The organism is Robiginitalea sp. (genome assembly GCF_982776155.1).
In genome coordinates, this window is the sequence record NZ_CEXZKX010000004.1 from 237090 (window position 1) to 255267 (window position 18178).

An 18178-nucleotide genomic window follows, 5' to 3' on the forward strand; every position below is an offset into this window, starting at 1 on the left:
TATTTTTGATGGTAAATAGCCGACAATGAAAAACATGGTGGAACTGGAAATGGTCAATGACTACTGCAAGGGGCTGGGATTGTCCGCAAGCCACCCTTTGGTAACCGTCGTGGATTTGTCCAAGGCCGACTGGAAGCCGCGCAAGGGTACCCGCTCGGTGCGCTATCATTTTTACGGGATTTTCCTCAAGCAGGGGCAACAGTGCATCATGCGGTACGGCAGGCAGAATTACGACTTCCAGGACGGGACTCTTGTTTTCGTGGGCCCGGGCCAGATAGTCAACATCGAACATATCGAAACGGATTACCAGCCAACGGGCTTCGCCTTGCTTTTCCACCCGGACCTGCTCCTGGGAACCCAACTCGGGAAAGTTATCGACTCCCATTCCTTCTTTTCCTATGAGCTCCATGAGGCGCTGCACATATCCGAAAGGGAACGGCAAATCGTACTGGACTGTTTTTCCAAAATAGAATTTGAATTGCAGCAGGGAATGGACCGGCACAGCCGGAAACTGGTCACCTCAAATATCGAATTGTTCCTGAACTATTGCCACCGTTTTTACGACCGGCAATTTTTTACCCGGGAACACAAGAACCAGGGCGTAGTAGGCAAATTTGAAAAATTACTCAATGGCTATTTCAATTCGGACAAACCCCGGGAAATCGGGTTGCCGACAGTTGCTTATTTTGCCGGGGAACTGCACTTATCGCCCAATTATTTCGGGGACCTGATCAAGAAGGAAACCGGAAAGTCCGCCAAAGACCTGATCCAGGATAAACTCATCGAAACGGCCAAGGCCCGGACCTTCGACACGGACAAATCCGTCAGTGAAATCGCCTTTGACCTGGGGTTTAAATACCCCCAGCATTTTTCCCGCCTTTTTAAGAAGAATGTCGGTTATACGCCGAATGAGTACCGCATGCTGAATTGACAGCCGCGCACTGATTGCTATTTCTATGTTCATTAAATCTATCCGACGTACCTGTTCAATGGGGATTCTGGCCATATTGTTCATGGTGACCGCAAGGATACAGGCCCAGGACCGGGATTCCACTGCCGTTCTGGACCGGTTTTCGGGCCAGGTTCTACGCGAAGGCATCCAACCCAGTGAACCCCTGCTGGACCATGTTAGCGGTTCCTTTTCCGTGACCAATAATGGCATCTCGCTCATCCCGTCATTTTCCCTGGGCGACCCGGCAGCAATCTTCCTTGGAAAGTTTGCCCGGAAGCGTTTTAGTGTGGAGCCGGATATCCGATTCTCCCTGCAGGGGAGGCCCTGGACCTTGCTTTTCTGGTTTCGCTACCAGGCTGTTGACAATGAGCGGTTCTCACTACGTGTGGGGGCGCATCCGGCCTTAAATTTTCGCACCGCAACTGTGTTGGATAATGGCGTGGAAAAAACCATCAACAGTGCGCGCCGATTCCTGGCAGCCGAACTGGCGCCCAGTTTTAAAATCAGTGAAAAAATTCAGGTCGGGGCCTATTACCTGACCTCCTGGGGCTTTGACGACACCTCGAAACGGGTGAATTTTGTGACACTGAACAGTACGCTGTCCGACCTGGACCTCGCCGGGCGTCTCTATATGGTCCTCAGCCCCCAGGTGTTTTACCTGTCTCAGGATGCGCTGCATGGATATTACAGTACGCTTACTGCGACACTTGCCCTCCGCAACTGCCCTGTTTCGATTTCAGCACTCTTTAACATGGCTATTGATACGGATATCCTCCCCGAAGAAGATTTTATCTGGAGCCTGACGCTAACGTACGGTTTTTAGTCCGTTTCAGCATACACAGAAATTTGAACGCTTTGGGTCTGCAAGAAACCCAGCGGATACTTCCCAGGGAAAACCTCCCGGTTTGGCGCCCCCCCCCAAAAAAAATCTCGCTTTTTGTAAAAGTTGTCATTGTATATTGTAATATTGCAATAAATTAATAATAATGGGATTGACCAAGTCCGAAATATTCACCGAGCAGCAGAATGAACTGGCCCTGATCGCCAAGGTGTTTGCCCACCCGGCGCGCATTGCCATCCTGCAACACCTTTTTCGTGTAGATGCCTGTATCTGCGGGGACCTGGTGGAGGAGATCGGGCTGGCACAACCTACCGTTTCCCAGCATTTGAAAGAGCTTCGCAGTATGGGGCTGATTAAGGGCGATGTGGACGGGACCCGCGTCTGTTATTGCATTGACCGTGAAAACTGGAATGCGATGAAAACGGAATTCAGCCAGTTCCTGGACCAGGATGTCCATTTAAAAGATACTTGTTGTTAAACATTTATGGCAAAAAACGCACCGAAACGCCTCGGTTTCCTCAACCGCTACCTCACCCTATGGATTTTCCTGGCCATGGCCCTGGGGGTGGGCCTCGGATATGGATTCCCCCGGATCGCCTCCGGAATCGATTCCTACAGCAGCGGCTCCACGAACATCCCCATTGCCATCGGGCTGATCGTTATGATGTACCCGCCCTTGGCCAAGGTAAATTACAGCCTGCTGCCCAGGGTGTTCCGCAACCTGAAAGTGCTATCCATCTCCCTGCTCCTGAACTGGATCATCGGGCCCGTGCTCATGTTTGTGCTGGCCGTCCTCTTTTTGGGAGACCATCCCGAGTACATGGTGGGGCTCATCCTGATTGGGCTGGCCCGCTGTATTGCCATGGTCCTGGTCTGGAACGACCTGGCCGAAGGCAGCAGCGAATACGGCGCCGGGCTGGTGGCCCTGAACAGCATCTTCCAGGTGTTCGGTTACAGTTTTTACGCCTGGATATTCATCACCGTCCTTCCCCCCTATTTCGGCTTTGAGGGCGCCCTGGTAGATATTTCGATTGCCACTATTGCCGAGAGCGTTGCCATTTACCTGGGCATCCCGTTTGCCCTGGGCATCCTCAGCCGTTGGCTCCTGGTCCGGGCAAAAGGCGTGGAATGGTACGAAAATAAATTTATCCCAACCATCTCCCCCCTGACGCTCATCGCGCTCTTGTTCACCATCGTGGTCATGTTCTCCCTGAAAGGGGAACTGATTGTCGAAATTCCCGGGGATGTGCTTTTGATTGCCGTTCCCCTGCTGATCTATTTTGCCCTGATGTTCCTGATCGGCTTCTTTGTAAGCCGGGCCGCCGGGGCCACCTATGACAAAAACGCCGCCATTGCCTTTACGGCTGCAGGCAACAATTTTGAACTGGCCATTGCCGTGGCCATCGCCGTTTTCGGCCTGAATTCGGGCCAGGCATTTGCCGGGGTCATCGGGCCGCTTGTAGAAGTCCCGGCCCTGATCCTGCTGGTGCGGGTAGCATTTTGGCTCCGGGATAAATACTACCCCGGAACCCAAACCGCCTGACAATCGATTCCCCGGGAGGTTACAACTGCCACTTAAACCCGCCATTGACGACAAAACCGTCCACCGGGGCGTAAATGTCCCGGAATTGCGGGTCGCTCAGGTCGCCGGTATAAATGGTGTCGAAGGCCGTCTGCCGGGTGTCCAGGAAATTCTCAAAATTCAGGTAAACGGACAGGTGCTCCCCGAGTTTCTTCTCGGTCATCACCCCGGTAATCCAGTAAGCCTGCCCGGTGGTCCCGTCGCTGAGTTGCTGCGGGCTGAAATAATACGCCTCCAGGCCAATCCAGAAATTGTCGTGTTTCTCATACATCAGCACATTGTTGAGCCGATGTTTTGCCACGAGCGGAAAATCGGAGGCCTCCCCGTTGTAGTGTTCCTTCACGTTCGCATAGGTATACCCCACAAAGAGTTTCAGGTCGCCGTAGCTCCACTTGAGGTTGACCTCGGCCCCGTGGGTATCCACATACCCGTCGGGTTGGGTAAACTCAAAGAGGTTGCCGGCCGGGATCAGCAGCAGCGGGTCTGCTATGCGGGTGTAATAGAACAGCACATTGGAGGACATGACCAACCCGGGGGCCAGGGGCATCCGGTGGTTGATATCAAAATTGGCCCCGGCCGATTCCTCGGCTTTCAAGGCTCCCATATCCAGGGGCAGGATGTTCCGGAATTGCAGCCGCTCGGCGTCTTCCGAGAAAACCGTGGGGGTTTTGTACCCCAGCCCGCCCCCCAGGCGGAACGTCCACGCGGAGGCCGGGTCGAACATCAGGGAGAAGCGCGGCAGGGCATACCAGCCATAGCGGTTCTGGTAATCCAGGCGGAAACCGGATTCCAGGGTCCAGAGGGGTGCCAGGTTCCAGGTATTCTGTACGAAGCCGCCCAGGGTGGCGTTGGAATACCCCAGGTCCCGTTCCGGGTCGCCCTCTGATTGGGTGAAGCGGTCCGTCCACAGGTTGAGCCCGGTGATCCACTCGGATTGTTCGCCTCCCCAGGAAATATTCGCCTCGGAAAAGGACGAAAACTGCCGGCCGCCAAAAGCGTAATTCGGAATGGCGATGGACCGGTCGTAAAAATTCAGGCTGTTTTTAACCTGCAGCCTCCCGGTCCCGCCCAGCCCGTGGTCCAATTCGAACTGGGTGGAGATACGGTCCGTTTCGTTCGCTTCAAAATAGGGGTCTGCTACTTCTTCACCTTTTGCAAACGCAATATTGCCCCCCAACCGCTTTTCGGTAACCAGGTTCACCCCGGCATGCATCTTAGTAGCATCGTCAAAATAGACAAACAGCTTGGGGTTCAGCGTAAACCGGTCGAATTCCGGGATGGCCGTCAGGCCGATGTCCGCAGGGTCATAAGGAGTGCCCATGTTATAGGATGCGAATACCGTAGCGCCCCAGTTTCCATATTTCTCCGAATAGAAGCCGCTGGCATCCAGCCCCAGGGCCGACGTCCCGTTCAGCATAAAACTCAGTTCTTCCTCTTCCCCCGGGGTTTTGGTGATCAGGTTTACCAGGCCGGCAATGGCCCCGCCCCCGTACAGCGTGGAGGATGCGCCTTTGATGACCTCCACCTGTTTGAGGTCCAGGGGGGCAATCTGCATCAGGCTGAGCCCGCCCGAAAACCCCGAATACAGCGGCATCCCGTCCCTAAGCAACTGAGTGTATTTCCCGTCCAGGCCCTGGATCCGGATGCTGGAATTATAACTCGTTGCCGAAGTCTGCTGGGTCTGGATCCCGGTACTTTCATTGAGGAGCATCCGGATATCCCCGGGCTTCATGTTGCCTTTCTCGGCGAGCTCCTCCCCGGCGATAAATTCCACCCGGGTAGGGATATCCGCAATGGAACGGGTGCTGCGCGTGGAGGTGATGGTAACCTGTTCCATCTCCTCATGGGCGGGGTGGAGTTCAATTACCGGTTCCGGGTCCCGGGCCGGCAAAGGGAGGTCAAATGTTTGTTCTTGCGGTTCAAAACCGATATAGCTGAACCGGAAGGTATGTGTTCCGTCGGGGATATCGGTCAGCAGGATGGTCCCCGTGGTATCTGTGGTCCCGCCCCGCTCCAGGGCTTCGATCAATACGGTTGCCCCGATAAGGGGTTCGCCGGAATCGGCGTCCCTGATGGTGGCGCGGAAATCGTTTTGGGCAGCCAGCCAGCCTGAAACCAGCAGGGCACACCCTATGAGTATATTCTTGATTTTCATCTTGAAAGTTTTTGGAATTCGTGCAAGGATGCGGAACCGGAATTCGCCCGGTCCACCTGTTGGCGCGGCGATCAGTCTACCGGCGCCTGGTTATAGGAATTCCGTAAAGATGGGCGGTCGCAATGGGCGGTGTCCCGGAGGGGATTGAAACCGGGTGGAGCGGCGATCCGCAATGAGTTGGCGAGCCTCCGGCATTGCGGACACCTCGGGTTCGACGGCCTGGGGTACGACGCACCCCGGGCAGGAGCCGCAGGCGTAGAATGGCGAACACGGGCCTTCCCCGTCGGGTGCTTCCCCGCAAGGCGCATCGGTGTGCCCGGCCGTTTCGGGTGCCGGGGTTTCCGCGCAACCATCCCCTTCCGTACAGCAGGGTACCGCAGACATCAAAAGGGTCAGGCAGGCAAAAAGGCAGGCCATGAATCGCATGGGGTAAAGATACTGGATTTCAGGGAACCGGCTGCCGGATTTTCTATCCCCGGGTCATCTACACAGCAATAGTAAAATGCTATTTAAACAGGGGGCGGTACTTCTCGCGGTTGTCCCAAAGGATCCAGAGCAGGACGGCCCAGACGAGCAGGGCAATCGGCAGGCCGGAAGGCCCCACGAAAATATGGGTAAGCAGGATGCCGACCGCTACCGGGAAGAAAATCAACGCCCCCAGGGCTCGCGTTTTGGGTATAATAATCAGGATCCCTGCCAGGATTTCAGCAATGGCAATCAAGGGCATCAGCCAGGAAATTTCCGTCAAGGCCCCGAAATCTTTGACCATGGCCTCGGGCAGGTCCTCCGGCGCGGGCATGTAGTTGAAGAATTTGTTGAGGCCCCCGTTGAGGAGCAACAGGCCTAACAAGGCCGAGAGGATATTCAGTGCGATCCGCATAGTATCATTTTGCATTCACCAGTTTATATACGCAGGGAATAATCACCAAATTCAGCACCGTAGCAGACAGGAGCCCACCCAGGATTACAACTGCCATCGGGCTCTGGATTTCATTGCCCGGCTCCCCTCCCTTAAGGGCTAGCGGGATCAGGGCCAGGCCCGTGGTAAAGGCAGTCATCAGGATGGGATTTAACCGGTCCAGAGCACCCGTCTTCAGGAGTTTTGTTCCATCCATCCCCACCTTCCTTAAATCTTCATAGCGCGATACCAGCAAAATACCGTTACGCGTGGCAATTCCAAAGAGGCTGATAAATCCGATGGTGGCCGCGATACTTATGATCCCTGAAGTGAAGTAAACGATCAGGATGCCTCCTATAAGTGCCAATGGCAGGTTGATCAGGACAATGAAAGACAGTTTCACATCCCTAAACTCAAAATAAAGCAGGAGGAAGATGACCAGGATGGCCAGGATGGCAGTTATCAACAGTAAGCGGGAAGCTTTGGCCTCGCTTTCAAACTGTCCGCCATAATCAATGCGATACCCTTCCGGAAGATCAATGGATCCTTCTATGATCTTTTCTATATCATTGACCACCCCCCGAAGGTCACGTCCCTGCACGTTGGCAGCCACCACTATTTTTCGCTGTACTTCCTCGCGGCTAATGGTATTGGGGCTGCTAACGGAACGAATCTCAGCCAATTGATCAAGGGGTGCCTGCCCGCCACCCGGAAGGCTGATCAGGGCAGATTCAATGGCCTGAATTTGGTTCCGCCATCTTTTCTCGAAGCGGACGACCAGGTCAAAGTACCGCTGTCCTTCGTAAATCTCCCCTGCCTTTTCGCCTGCGAAAGCCACATCTACCTGCTCCATAAGATCTCCTACTGTCATGCCGTAAGCTGCCAGTAGCTGCCTGCGAGGGGTAATGCGAAGCTGGGGCACTTCAATCTGCTGGTCCACGGCCACATCTGCAATACCATCCACCGACCCGATGGCCGATTCAATCTCCTTGCCCAGTTCAAATAACCGCTGCAGGTCATCCCCGAAAATTTTGATGGCAATATTGGCCCGGGTCCCGGAAAGCATATGGTCAATGCGGTGGGCAATAGGTTGTCCGAGGGTAATATTCACCCCCGGAACAACACTCAGTTTGGTTCTGACTTCCTCAAAAAATGCTTCTTTGGTCTTGCCGTCCAGGGTAAAAGGCACGTCAATCTCCGCGGCGTTCACTCCCTGGGCGTGCTCGTCCAATTCCGCCCGCCCCGTCCGGCGGGTTACCACCTCTACCTCCGGCATCTCCAGCAGCAGGCGTTCGATCAGTTCCCCGTTTTTATTGCTCTCTTCCAGGGACATGCCCGGAACTCCCACAGCGCTGATCACCAGGGACCCTTCGTTAAATTCCGGCAGGAAGCTCCGGCCCAGCTGGGTAATTAGGGCCAGGCTAAGCAGGAATATCCCGGCGGTTATGCCAATAGCCATTTTGGGAACTTTCAGGACCCGGTCCAGCAATCGGGTATAATGCTCCTGCAACCAGCGCTCCACCCGGGTTCCCCCGGCCTGTTTTGTGAGCACGTCTTCCCTTCGGAGTAAATAGGAACACAATACGGGGGTAACCGTCACTGCCACCAACAGGGAGGTAAGCACTGAAGTGATAAAAGCGATCCCCAGTGGCCTGAGCAGCCTGCCCTCCATCCCGCTCAGGAAAAACAACGGAATAAAGGAAACAATGATGATTAAAGTGGCAATGATAATGGAGCTTCGGATTTCAATGGAAGCATCTTTAACCACCGTTAAAACAGGGAGTCGTTCCCCTTTTGGCCTACGGATATTTTCCCGGAGCCTCTTAAATACGTTCTCCACATCGATAATCGCATCGTCGACCAGGGCTCCGATGGCGATGGCCATCCCACCGAGACTCATGGTATTGATCGTATATCCCAGCAGCTTGAGAACGATAATGGAAACCAGCAACGATATCGGTATGGCTACCAGGGAAATGACCGTTGTGCGCCAATTCATTAAAAAGATAAACAGGACCAGGACGACAAAAAATGCCCCTTCCAGCAAGGTTCGGTTAAGGTTGTCAATTGAGGCATCGATAAAATTGGCCTGCCGGAAAATATGGTTTTTAATTTCCACCCCAGGCAAGGTCCGCTGCAGGTCCGAAATAGCAGCGTCGAGCCGGTCGGTGAGTTCCAGGGTATTTACTTCCGGCTGTTTGGAAAGGGTAAGGATCACGGCCGGGGATGCATTCAGGGAACCATCCCCGATTTTATCGGCGGCCCCAATTTGTACGGTGGCCACATCTCCCACTTTCACTGTCTGCCCATTTACCTGCTTCAGGGTGGCCTCCCGAATTTGGTCGGGCGAATGCGCTCTGCCGCTTCCCTTAATAAGGTACTGGTTCCCATGCTGATTGAGGATGCCTCCCGGCGCGTTCCTGTTGCTCTCGGCCACTTTCTGAAGCAATTCCTGCAGACCTACGTTGTAGTACTTCAATTTTTCAGGGTTCGCCAACACTTGGTATTGCTTGTAATCGCCACCGATTACGATCACATTGGCAATGCCTCCGATGGATTTGATCCTGGGCCGGATGACCCAGTCCGAAAGGGTGCGCAACTCCATGGGGGATAAACTGTCGGACCGCACGCCCAGCAACATGATCTCCCCCATGATGGAGGAGATCGGCGCCATGGTTGGGGTACCCACCCCCTCAGGCAGGCTTTCCTGTACCACGGGGATGCGCTCGCTCACTATCTGGCGGGCCCGGTAAATATCGGTGCCCCACTCGAATTCTACCCACACAATGGAAATGCCGCTAGCAGAGGAGGAACGGATCCTCCGCACGTTGGGAGATCCGTTCATAGCCGTTTCCAGCTGGTAGGTAACCAGTTTTTCAACTTCTTCGGACTCCATGCCGTGGGCTTCGGTCAGGATCGTAACGGTTGGGGCAGTCAGATCCGGGAATACATCCACATTCATGGTACGGGCCAGGTAGATGCCCGCTGCACTCAGCAGGGCAGCCCCCAATAAAACCACCAGGCGGTTGTGCAGGGAAAGGGTCAGTATTTTGTTCAGCATAACTATTATTTAATGAGCATGGCCATGGGCGGGGGCCTGCCCCGACATGGAAGCCATTTTCACCTGATAGGCCCCTTTGGTTACCACCACCTCCCCAGGTGCCAGGCCCTGGGTGATTTCCACCTCATTCCCGTTGCGCTTTCCTATTTGTACGTACCGCCTTTCAAAGGCTTCCCCGGAGCGCTGTACGATTACGGAATACTCCCCGTAATCTTCCAGCAAGGCTTGGGCAGGTACTACAGTAGACAGTCCGGGGTTGCCAAAGGCCACCTGTACTTCCGTAAAACTTCCCTCCGGCATTTCCACGCCCTCATTGACCTCGGCATATATGCGGATCAGGGGCTGGTCTGCCTCAACCTCCTTGCCAACAGACAGGATCTTGCCCCCTTTGGCGAGTAGGCTGGACCACGTGCCGGGTGCGGGCTGGTACCATATGTTCCGGATGGATTGGAGCTCCCGGGCATACCTCGGGCTTACCTGAACCTGCAGCATGCTGCTCTTATGGCTCGTAATCGTGAGCAAAGTGGCACCCTGGGCTACGTAGTCCCCATTGACTGATGCGATGGATTTTATATATCCGTCAAAGGGAGCTGCTACCTGGATGCCGTTTCCAGTGTATCCCTGACTCAGGGTTTCATAGTTCGCCTTTGCAACGAGGTAGTTTTGTTCCACCGCTTCAAACTCGGCCCTGGGAACGATGCGGGAGTTCAGCAAAGCTTTCTTGCGCTCATATTCCGACTCCATGCGATTTAACTCCGCCCGGGCCTTTTGAATCTCTGTTTCCAGGTTTTCCCTGGCAAATCCTGAACTGCTCAGGGTCATCAAGACCTGTCCTTTGCTGACCGGACTGCCCTCAGTGAGGGAAGACCGACTGAAATTTACGCGACCATTTGCCGGGGCCACCAGGGTTCGGTAATCGGATGGGGCCACCTGCCAGGTACCGGATGTCGGCAGGGTCTCATAAATTTCTTTTTCAGTTGCCGGGCGGGTCTGAAAATCCATCTTCCAGGCCTGTTCCTTCAGAAAGGAAATATCATTCCCTTCTTCCGGCTTGGGAAGGCTACCCGCGGCTTCAGCCAAACTTGCGAAAACCGGGATATCTTCGAGGGTGATCCGGTCTGAATAGTCTGGTGTATTGATATCAAATACCAGTTGAAAGCTGCCGGCTTCCCCGGGTTGAAGAGCCGGAGTAAAAATCCCTGGAGAATTGGGGCCATCCACCGTATGGCGGATGCCTTTATTCCCCCTGATAAGGCTCACGGTAACACTTCCCTCCCGCACGGGCCTGTGTCCCTGCAAAACCGTAAAATGCGCGGCAAAACGGCTGGTTTGCCCAACCACCAGGGCCGGGAACTCCACAAACAATTCCGTTTTTTCTGTCCAGACGGTAAATGCCATGGCCGGGGTTCCTTCCCCTTCATGTGAATGCTCCCCAGCCTCATCATGGCTGTGGCCCTGGTCTTCCGAAGACCGGCACCCCGCGGAAAGCAGGATCAACAATATGACTAGATAACGCATCGTTGCGCGGTATTAAAATTAGTGATCGTGATGAGTGGTTCCGTCCTCATGGGTATGGGTGGAGTCTTTATCCACTTTTACTGAATCCGCTTCCAGGGTGAAGGATTCCTGCTGGTGATGCTCCCCCTCATGTGAATGCGTTTCTTCGCCTTCATGGCTGTGGCCGTGGTCTGCAGCCTCCGCCTCATGGGAGTGCTCATGGGTTTCGGCACCGTGTTCGTGTCCATGTTCGCCTTCTGCATTTTTGCCTTTGCAGGAAAAGACAACTACAAGGGTCAGTGCTAAAATAATTTTAGATATTTTCATGATTTTGGTCTTAAAAGGGTTATAACTTGTGTTTTAATAATTCTGCTTGCTGTCGGAACAATTCATATTCCATCTTAATCATGGAATCGTATGCATCCCGGTAAAACTGTAATTCTCTGTAATAATCCATAAAGGAAATTTCGCCTAGCTGATAGGCCTCCATTAGCAGGGATTCGCTGTCCATACCCGAAAGGGTCGTTTGATATTCACGATACCGCGACAGCATCATCTGATATTCGTTGACCTGCTTTTCGAACCGGGTGCGCGCCTCCTGGGTTTTTCTGGTGGAATTCACCTCCTGAAATTCCAGGTGAGACCTGGCGGATTTTACCTTGTTACGGTTGCTCCATAACGGCAGGCTTATCCCTGCATACAGTCCGGAATAGATCGCTCCCGGCACCCCCTGCTGATTGTACCCGGCAGTCAGGTTGGGCAGGGATTTATTTCGGGATACTGCCAGGGCTTGCGCAGCAATAACTTCCTCCTGCCGGATCAGGACCAGATCGGCATCATGCACCAGCCTGTCCTGCCAAAGTACGTCCAGGTCTGCTATGTCAAGGGTTCCGCTAAATTCTGAACCTTCTATTTTCAGGGGGGTACCGCCGTTGAGGTTTTGGAGGAGAAGTCGGACATTCCGCCTTTCGTTTTCAAGCTGCTGTACCTTAAACTGATCCTGTAGCCAGGCCACTTTGGCTTTGTTGAGCTCCAGTATCCCATTCTGTTCGCGCCTGTAAAGTTCTTCAACCTGATCCATCACAGTACGGGCCTGCTCCAGGCGTTCTTGTTCGGTTGCGATGCGCTTGTTGAGATAGATCAATTCCAGGCCGTGCCCTTTGGCCCGTAACAGTATTTCCTGTCGTCTCGATAGATACTCGAGCTCCAATTGGGTTTCCTGTTCTTCGATCAGGGTACCCCTGGCGCCGTAGACAGTTGGAAACTCGATGGTTTGGCTTACCTGGAATTCCGTGTAATCGCCCGTGGAGTTATCTCCATTGGGAAGGTAAAAGAAGCCGAATTGCGGATCAGGCAAGTTATTTCCTGATTTTAATTCCAGTTTTCTGCCCTCCAGATATGAGGATATTGCCTGTAGTTCCCGGTTGTTCTGCTCAATCTGCTGTAAAATTCCGTCGATTTCCGGGGTTTGTGCAAAGACTCCGGAAAGGAACAGGCATCCGCAGATCGCGAATACAAAATGCTTTTGCATGGTATTGGCTTTGGTTGAATCAATGGATGCGACAGAATAGCGAAATCCAGGCATTCAGGCCTTGTCGCTTCCTGTCGTTGGTAGAATCAACACAATACCGGAGGAGCCCGGAGGGAAATGGATAGATAAATGGCTAGTTGACCACCGGAATCATCGTCAACAAAAAAAGGCTCCCTATCAAAATTCGTTAGGCAGGGGCGGAAATAAAACCCCTCTGTCAGGTTAAAGTAGTTGAGCGCTTGTGTTTTATTCCGGGTAACAACCTCAACCGTCCCCGGCATGTAGTCATGGGAATGGGAGCCGTCGGAATGGGCTTCAAGCAGGAACCCCAGCAGATCCCTGGAGGCCTCCTTCTCTGCAGGTTGTTCGCCATGGTGGTGATGGTCTCCATCGTGATGGTGGTGTCCGGACGGCACTTTTTCCGAAGTTGACGGGTCATGCCCGTGATGATGTTCATGGGCAAAGGCATTGTGCGCCATCATGAGCCCCATGATAAGCAGCATCATTCCCGCCTTTATTTGTTTGAACCTGTGCATCCGGAAACAAAAGTAATGATTTCGAGGGAAGAATAAGGACCTCCGATGGTTGAATCACAGATATCCTCCACTCAATACAAACTACAGCAGTGAAAGACCTGATAGTTAAAAGTCTGCGCTCAACAGGTAAATATGTATATCCCGGCAATTTAGTCGGTTCGATTTCACGGATTAAAAAGTCCATAGCCGGACTCTGGCCCGCACGGCTTAAAACCAAAAAGAGCACAAGGATTTCCTCGCTGCGCTCGGCAATCCGTTCCATCCATTCTTGCAAATAGAGGGCCGAGCGGTTACACAAGGTCCGGTGGACCTTGTGTAGCGAGGAGCCAGGTGGTGCGTGGGCGGGTCTGGCGCGTTCTTCCCTTTTTATTTTCCGACCCACTTTCGAAAGCGAGCTTTCGACGCAATTGGATTTCGCCGCCTTTCGGCGACGCAATCCATTTTATCCCTCGGTGCAAATAGAAAAACAAAGCGCCTATTCGGCGCTTTACGCTTTTTATTTTCCCCTTTGCCTACAAAAGCAAGCTTTTGACGCAAGGGAAAATAAAAAGCGGTTTGCTCTCGCAAACCGCTTTTCTGCTTGGTCGGGATGACAGGATTTGAACCTGCGACCCCTTCGTCCCGAACGAAGTACGCTACCGGACTGCGCTACATCCCGAAACCGGTGGGCAAAGATAAAACTTTTGATCGGTTGCAGCCAAATTGTTCACAAACATCTCTGGGCATCAGACCTGAAAATTTTACCGGTAATCCATACCATTTACACCTGTTCAAACGGTTGGGCTTAAAGTGTACCAGGAACTTCACCTGCTTTTCCGGACGCTTCACCCCCGGATTGGGACGCTTCGGTTAGAAAAGCGTCCCGGGAGGCCCTACCCCGCCTTACATTTGTCCTGTAAATCATTGCAAACCCCATTATCAATACTATAGCAACCATGAAAATTTCAACAATTCTTTTAGGAGTCTCCCTGCTGGGAGGAACGTATATAAGCCAGGCCGCCGACAGCTGCTGCCACAAAGGCGACCACAGCGGAAGCACTGAACTGATCCGCGAGATGAACCGGGAGTTCGAAAGCCACCTCCGGGAGCAGGCCGCCGCGGTGCACCTGGACCCCACTTCCCTGGAAGTCCCCGAAACCGACCCGGTGATAGAATTCGACTTCGATACATCGGCCTATCTGCCGGTGGGCTTTGACCCCTACGCCGGGAAGATTGCCCACTATGAAGAACTGGATCGGCTGAACCTGTACACCGACGAAGAGGCCATCGACCTGGGCTTCGACACAGACGCCTACCTGCCGGCGGGTTTCAACCCCTTTGAAGGCATGGAATCCCCCGCAGGAGCACTGAGGACGGCGCGCAAATAATCAGATCAGTTGATTGATGAAGAGGCTTTCCGGCCTCGACAGACGGGCTTTCAAGCAAACTTGGGGGCCCGTTTTGTTTTTCGCCCAACCCCCCGGAAAACCCCTGCCCGAATATTCCGGAAAAACGCCCCCGCCCAAAATGTATTACATTTATCTATCAGCTAAGACGCGCCTTACCATGTCCAGAAAACCGGTCAAGCAAGCCACCCTGCTGCGGGTTTCCCTCCTGCTGGCGATCCTTGCATCCATCCCGCGCAATCTGTTCCTCTACAGCCTGATCAGCAGCGGACGGATGGACTCCTCGGGCATGTGGATCGTCGATATCCTTTTCCGCATCACCTTTATGGCCCTATTCGGCTGGTCCATCCTCCACCTGAATGCCAACCTGGCCTATACCCGGATCAACTGGCCGCCCTACCTCCGTTTTGGCGCCCTGATCCTCCTGGATATCGGCATGCTGATTGCCGCTATCCTCTTGTGGGAATACCTCCACGGGTTCCTGGACGAATCGGCCCTGACCCAGGAAGACTTCCAGTTCCTGCACTTCCGGTATGCCATCCTGCTGCTGGTCCTGTTTTTTATCGCCCGGATCCTGCGCCTGCAAACGGACCAACAGGAAAGCCTCATCGAAAACGAACGCCTTAAGCAGCAAAACCTGCAAAACGAACTCGCGGCCTTTAAGAACCAGGTAGACCCGCATTTCCTGTTCAACTCCCTGAATTCGCTTTCCTCCCTGGTCCGCGACAACGAACAGGCTTCCCAGTTTGTGCGGAAGCTCTCCCATATGTACCGGTATATCCTGCAGAGCGGGGATACCGACCTGGTATCGGTGGCCGACGAACTGAAATTCCTGGAGAGCTATACGTTTTTGATCCGTACCCGGTATCGCGACCGTTTTGAGATCGACATCCGCATCGACCCGGAATTAATGGAGGAATGCATTCCCCCCCTGGCCTTGCAGATCCTGGTTGAAAACGCGGTAAAGCACAATGAAATTTCCGAGAAAAACCCGCTGAAAGTGGAGATTTTCAACGAGGGGAAAACCCTGGTGGTCAGCAACAAGGTGCGGGAGAGGAGCTCCCTGCCGGACCGTACCGGCTATGGTCTCACCAATTTGCAAAAACGGTTCTCCCTTATCAAGAAAACAAAGGTTGCCATCCGGCGCACGGACGATGCCTTCCGGGTGGAACTCCCCTTAAAAGCTGCCTCGTGAAAGTAGTCATCGTAGAAGACGAATTGTCCGCCAGCGACAACCTCACCTACCTGCTCCGCGGCATCGACCCGGATATCGAAGTGCTGAAGGTCATCGATTCGGTAAAGGCGGCCGTGTCCTATTTTAAAACCCGGGACGACGCCGACCTGGTGTTTATGGACATCCACCTGGCAGACGGCCTGTCTTTTGAAATCTTCGAAAAAGTGCGGCTCACCATCCCGGTAATCTTTACCACCGCCTACAACCAGTACGCGCTGAAGGCCTTTAAGGTCAACAGCATTGACTACCTGCTCAAACCCATCGACCCGGACGACCTCCAGCAGGCCCTGCAGCAATACCACCTGCAAAAAGACGACGCCGGGCGACGCATTGATCCGGGTTCCGGGGAGCAGGCACCATCCGGGGAATCGGCACCATCCGGGGAACAGGCACCATCCGGGGAACAACGGGGGCAAGGGATCCGGCCCGAACAGGTATCCGGCCTGCTGGAGTTGCTCAACCAGGAAACGCGCGCCTACAAATCTACCTTCCTGCTGGCCCACCGCGACGAGCTCGTCCCGGTAAAAACCAACCAAATTGCCTATATCTACATCGATACGGGGGTGGTAAAGGCGATGACCTTTGATAAGCAGGCCTACGCCATGGACCAGAAACTCGAGGACGTGGAGGCTTCCCTGGACCCGAAACGATTCTTCCGGGCCAACCGGCAGTTCATCATCCAGCGCGACGCCATCAGCAACATCAAATACTACTTTAACGGCAAGCTCATCCTGCAGGTAAACCCGCCGTCCGCCGAGCGGATTGTGGTGAGCAAGGCCAAGGCGCCGGAGTTTAAGGAGTGGATGAATTCCTAGGGAATCCCGATACTGCCATCCCTTTGCGGACCTCTCAAAATCCATCGGGTTAAACCGCCAAATTGCGAGAAACAGCAATTCCTGTTGCGATATCCGCAAATCCTCCTGCTAACGTGCAGTTCGTCGATAAAATCGTGGATAACTATTTGAAAACTGGTAGCTTCAGGGTTCGGTTGGCTGCCGCATTTTGCGTAATCTAGCCTAAGTAATCAACCCTCGAGAACACCACCCCATGCTCCACAATCTTGGTTTGCTATCCGAGACCTATTTCCTTGTTCCCATAGTGGCGATCACCGCCTGGGCGATCAGCATCCGGATATTCCCCGTGATTATCTACGTGGTCCAAAAGAAAAATCTGATGGACGACCCGGGCGAAAGGAGTTCCCACAGCCAAAAAACTCCTACCCTGGGAGGCGTGGGCATGTTCCTGGCCTTCTGCATTACCCTGATGCTCTTCGGGATCTTCCTGGAATTCTCCAACGCAGACCTGATCAAGCTCATTTCGATTGTCGCCACTACCACCATCCTCCTGTTCCTGGGGATCAAGGACGACCTGATTGTACTGGCGCCCAAGAAAAAATTCATGGGCCAGATCTTCTCGGCCGGCATCGTGATCCTGCTCACGGACATCCGGATTACGGGTTTTGGCGGGATGCTGGGCGTCTGGGAGATGCCCTATTGGGTTTCTGTGCTTTTTTCCCTGTTTGTTTTTATCGTCATCATCAACGCCTTCAACCTCACCGACGGCATCGACGGCCTGGCCGGTTCCCTGGCCACGCTGGCAAGCCTGATTTTCGGGGTGTTTTTCCTGGTCAACGGAAACCTGCTGCTGGCGGTCACCTCCTTTGCGCTTATCGGGGCCATCCTGGGCTTCCTGGTTTTTAATTTCGCCAAGCGGGACAAACTCTTTATGGGGGATTCCGGCTCGCTCTTCTTGGGCTACCTCCTGGCCTACCAGGGGATGAGTTTTATCATGGTCAACCACGAGCCGTTTGCCGCATTTACAATGCCCCATGCGCCCACTGCCCTGCTCGCGGTCCTCTCCTACCCAATCATCGACAGCCTGCGCGTCTTTACAATCCGGCTGATAGAAAACCGCAGCCCGTTCAGCCCGGACCGGAACCACATCCACCACCGCTTTATTGCCCGGGGTTTCAGCCACATACAGGCCACTGCGGCCATCATCCTGAGCAATATCCTGCTGGTGGCCGCCATCTGGCTCATCAACGACTGGAACCCAACCCTGCAGTTGGTCATTGGCTTTGTCCTGGGTTCCCTGCTGTACAAATACCCCTTCCTGATCCCGGAAAGGCGTGAATCCGCCCCCGGGGTTGCGCCCATCCCGGTTAAGCGGCCCCAGGCAGCGGATGCCCGCCCCCTGCCGGTAACCGAACCCGTTGCAGAACGCTACACCTATTCGGAAACCAAAGAGCTGCAGCAAAAGCGCACGCACGTCTTTGCAGAGGCAAAACGCCGCTTTGTGGTGCACCGCACGCGGCAGGAACCGGAAAAGCCGGCAGATGAATACCCGGATTCCCGGGAACGCCAAGGGGAGTCTCGCGCTGGCGGCAAAGTCCCCGCCGCCGCCCACGAAAACGGGCAACCTGCCCCGGAGCGATCCGGATGGGCCAGGAGCCCGGATTACCCCCGTCGCAAAACCGAATGAGGCCCGCCGGCAAACCGAAACCGTA

16 protein-coding genes and 1 tRNA gene are annotated in these 18178 nt (G+C 54.0%); 8 read left to right on the forward strand and 9 right to left on the reverse strand.

From position 1 onward, the window contains the following. The first annotated feature begins 25 nt into the window (after positions 1-25). The 4 genes from AC3DKS_RS08800 to arsB all read left to right on the forward strand — a co-directional run bounded on the left by AC3DKS_RS08800 (position 26) and on the right by arsB (position 3336). The gene (locus AC3DKS_RS08800; protein ID WP_015755411.1) at positions 26-931 is read left to right on the forward strand and encodes a helix-turn-helix domain-containing protein; all 906 of its coding nucleotides are present in this window, start codon (positions 26-28) and stop codon (positions 929-931) included. 25 nt (positions 932-956) lie between these two features. After that, the gene (locus AC3DKS_RS08805; protein WP_488072690.1) at positions 957-1775 is read left to right on the forward strand and encodes a hypothetical protein; all 819 of its coding nucleotides are present in this window, start codon (positions 957-959) and stop codon (positions 1773-1775) included. 163 nt (positions 1776-1938) lie between these two features. Then, the gene (locus tag AC3DKS_RS08810) at positions 1939-2271 is read left to right on the forward strand and encodes an ArsR/SmtB family transcription factor (RefSeq protein ID WP_015755413.1); all 333 of its coding nucleotides are present in this window, start codon (positions 1939-1941) and stop codon (positions 2269-2271) included. Between the two features lie 6 nt (positions 2272-2277). Then, positions 2278-3336: an ACR3 family arsenite efflux transporter gene (arsB, locus tag AC3DKS_RS08815; RefSeq protein ID WP_015755414.1), complete on the forward strand. Its 1059-nt coding sequence runs from the start codon at positions 2278-2280 to the stop codon at positions 3334-3336. A 19-nt stretch (positions 3337-3355) separates the two neighbouring features. Here the strand turns inward: arsB and AC3DKS_RS08820 are convergent, their stop codons facing one another. The 9 genes from AC3DKS_RS08820 to AC3DKS_RS08860 all read right to left on the reverse strand — a co-directional run bounded on the left by AC3DKS_RS08820 (position 3356) and on the right by AC3DKS_RS08860 (position 13711). Then, the gene (locus tag AC3DKS_RS08820; RefSeq protein ID WP_015755415.1) at positions 3356-5530 is read right to left on the reverse strand and encodes a TonB-dependent receptor; all 2175 of its coding nucleotides are present in this window, start codon (positions 5528-5530) and stop codon (positions 3356-3358) included. A gap of 90 nt (positions 5531-5620) precedes the next feature. Further along, complete coding sequence (locus AC3DKS_RS08825; RefSeq protein WP_041327274.1) at positions 5621-5956, reverse strand: hypothetical protein; 336 nt, start codon at positions 5954-5956, stop codon at positions 5621-5623. 79 nt (positions 5957-6035) lie between these two features. After that, complete coding sequence (locus AC3DKS_RS08830) at positions 6036-6410, reverse strand: DoxX family protein (protein ID WP_148214385.1); 375 nt, start codon at positions 6408-6410, stop codon at positions 6036-6038. 4 nt (positions 6411-6414) lie between these two features. Beyond that, positions 6415-9489 (reverse strand): efflux RND transporter permease subunit, encoded by a 3075-nt coding sequence (locus AC3DKS_RS08835; protein ID WP_015755417.1) that lies wholly within the window; start codon positions 9487-9489, stop codon positions 6415-6417. Positions 9490-9498: 9 nt separating this feature from the next. Then, entirely contained in the window at positions 9499-11007 is a 1509-nt protein-coding gene (locus tag AC3DKS_RS08840; RefSeq protein ID WP_041327275.1) for an efflux RND transporter periplasmic adaptor subunit, read from the reverse strand. An 18-nt stretch (positions 11008-11025) separates the two neighbouring features. Then, positions 11026-11313 (reverse strand): hypothetical protein, encoded by a 288-nt coding sequence (locus AC3DKS_RS08845; protein ID WP_015755419.1) that lies wholly within the window; start codon positions 11311-11313, stop codon positions 11026-11028. Positions 11314-11332: 19 nt separating this feature from the next. Then, positions 11333-12517 (reverse strand): TolC family protein, encoded by a 1185-nt coding sequence (locus AC3DKS_RS08850; RefSeq protein WP_041327872.1) that lies wholly within the window; start codon positions 12515-12517, stop codon positions 11333-11335. 86 nt (positions 12518-12603) lie between these two features. Further along, positions 12604-13023, reverse strand: coding sequence for a hypothetical protein (locus AC3DKS_RS08855; protein ID WP_148214386.1), 420 nt, complete (start codon positions 13021-13023; stop codon positions 12604-12606). Between the two features lie 611 nt (positions 13024-13634). Then, positions 13635-13711: transfer RNA gene (locus tag AC3DKS_RS08860), tRNA-Pro, on the reverse strand. A 277-nt stretch (positions 13712-13988) separates the two neighbouring features. Here AC3DKS_RS08860 and AC3DKS_RS08865 point away from each other — a divergent pair. From AC3DKS_RS08865 to AC3DKS_RS08880, 4 genes are all read left to right on the forward strand, one after another. Next, positions 13989-14420, forward strand: coding sequence for a hypothetical protein (locus AC3DKS_RS08865; protein WP_015755423.1), 432 nt, complete (start codon positions 13989-13991; stop codon positions 14418-14420). Between the two features lie 178 nt (positions 14421-14598). After that, positions 14599-15633, forward strand: coding sequence for a sensor histidine kinase (locus AC3DKS_RS08870; RefSeq protein ID WP_015755424.1), 1035 nt, complete (start codon positions 14599-14601; stop codon positions 15631-15633). Beyond that, positions 15630-16487: a LytR/AlgR family response regulator transcription factor gene (locus AC3DKS_RS08875; protein ID WP_015755425.1), complete on the forward strand. Its 858-nt coding sequence runs from the start codon at positions 15630-15632 to the stop codon at positions 16485-16487. The genes AC3DKS_RS08870 and AC3DKS_RS08875 overlap by 4 nt, the downstream gene beginning before the upstream one ends. Before the next feature lie 232 nt (positions 16488-16719). After that, the gene (locus tag AC3DKS_RS08880; protein ID WP_272607773.1) at positions 16720-18153 is read left to right on the forward strand and encodes an MraY family glycosyltransferase; all 1434 of its coding nucleotides are present in this window, start codon (positions 16720-16722) and stop codon (positions 18151-18153) included. The last annotated feature ends 25 nt before the right edge of the window (positions 18154-18178 follow it).

What these genes read in the sequence shown, in the direction of transcription:
- AC3DKS_RS08800 (WP_015755411.1), top strand. Translation starts at nt 26, where the DNA reads ATGAAAAACATGGTGGAACTGGAAATGGTCAATGACTACTGCAAGGGG.
- AC3DKS_RS08805 (WP_488072690.1), top strand. Translation starts at nt 957, where the DNA reads ATGTTCATTAAATCTATCCGACGTACCTGTTCAATGGGGATTCTGGCC.
- AC3DKS_RS08810 (WP_015755413.1), top strand. Translation starts at nt 1,939, where the DNA reads ATGGGATTGACCAAGTCCGAAATATTCACCGAGCAGCAGAATGAACTG.
- arsB (WP_015755414.1), top strand. Translation starts at nt 2,278, where the DNA reads ATGGCAAAAAACGCACCGAAACGCCTCGGTTTCCTCAACCGCTACCTC.
- AC3DKS_RS08820 (WP_015755415.1), bottom strand. Translation starts at nt 5,530, where the DNA reads ATGAAAATCAAGAATATACTCATAGGGTGTGCCCTGCTGGTTTCAGGC.
- AC3DKS_RS08825 (WP_041327274.1), bottom strand. Translation starts at nt 5,956, where the DNA reads ATGCGATTCATGGCCTGCCTTTTTGCCTGCCTGACCCTTTTGATGTCT.
- AC3DKS_RS08830 (WP_148214385.1), bottom strand. Translation starts at nt 6,410, where the DNA reads ATGCGGATCGCACTGAATATCCTCTCGGCCTTGTTAGGCCTGTTGCTC.
- AC3DKS_RS08835 (WP_015755417.1), bottom strand. Translation starts at nt 9,489, where the DNA reads ATGCTGAACAAAATACTGACCCTTTCCCTGCACAACCGCCTGGTGGTT.
- AC3DKS_RS08840 (WP_041327275.1), bottom strand. Translation starts at nt 11,007, where the DNA reads ATGCGTTATCTAGTCATATTGTTGATCCTGCTTTCCGCGGGGTGCCGG.
- AC3DKS_RS08845 (WP_015755419.1), bottom strand. Translation starts at nt 11,313, where the DNA reads ATGAAAATATCTAAAATTATTTTAGCACTGACCCTTGTAGTTGTCTTT.
- AC3DKS_RS08850 (WP_041327872.1), bottom strand. Translation starts at nt 12,517, where the DNA reads ATGCAAAAGCATTTTGTATTCGCGATCTGCGGATGCCTGTTCCTTTCC.
- AC3DKS_RS08855 (WP_148214386.1), bottom strand. Translation starts at nt 13,023, where the DNA reads ATGATGCTGCTTATCATGGGGCTCATGATGGCGCACAATGCCTTTGCC.
- AC3DKS_RS08865 (WP_015755423.1), top strand. Translation starts at nt 13,989, where the DNA reads ATGAAAATTTCAACAATTCTTTTAGGAGTCTCCCTGCTGGGAGGAACG.
- AC3DKS_RS08870 (WP_015755424.1), top strand. Translation starts at nt 14,599, where the DNA reads ATGTCCAGAAAACCGGTCAAGCAAGCCACCCTGCTGCGGGTTTCCCTC.
- AC3DKS_RS08880 (WP_272607773.1), top strand. Translation starts at nt 16,720, where the DNA reads ATGCTCCACAATCTTGGTTTGCTATCCGAGACCTATTTCCTTGTTCCC.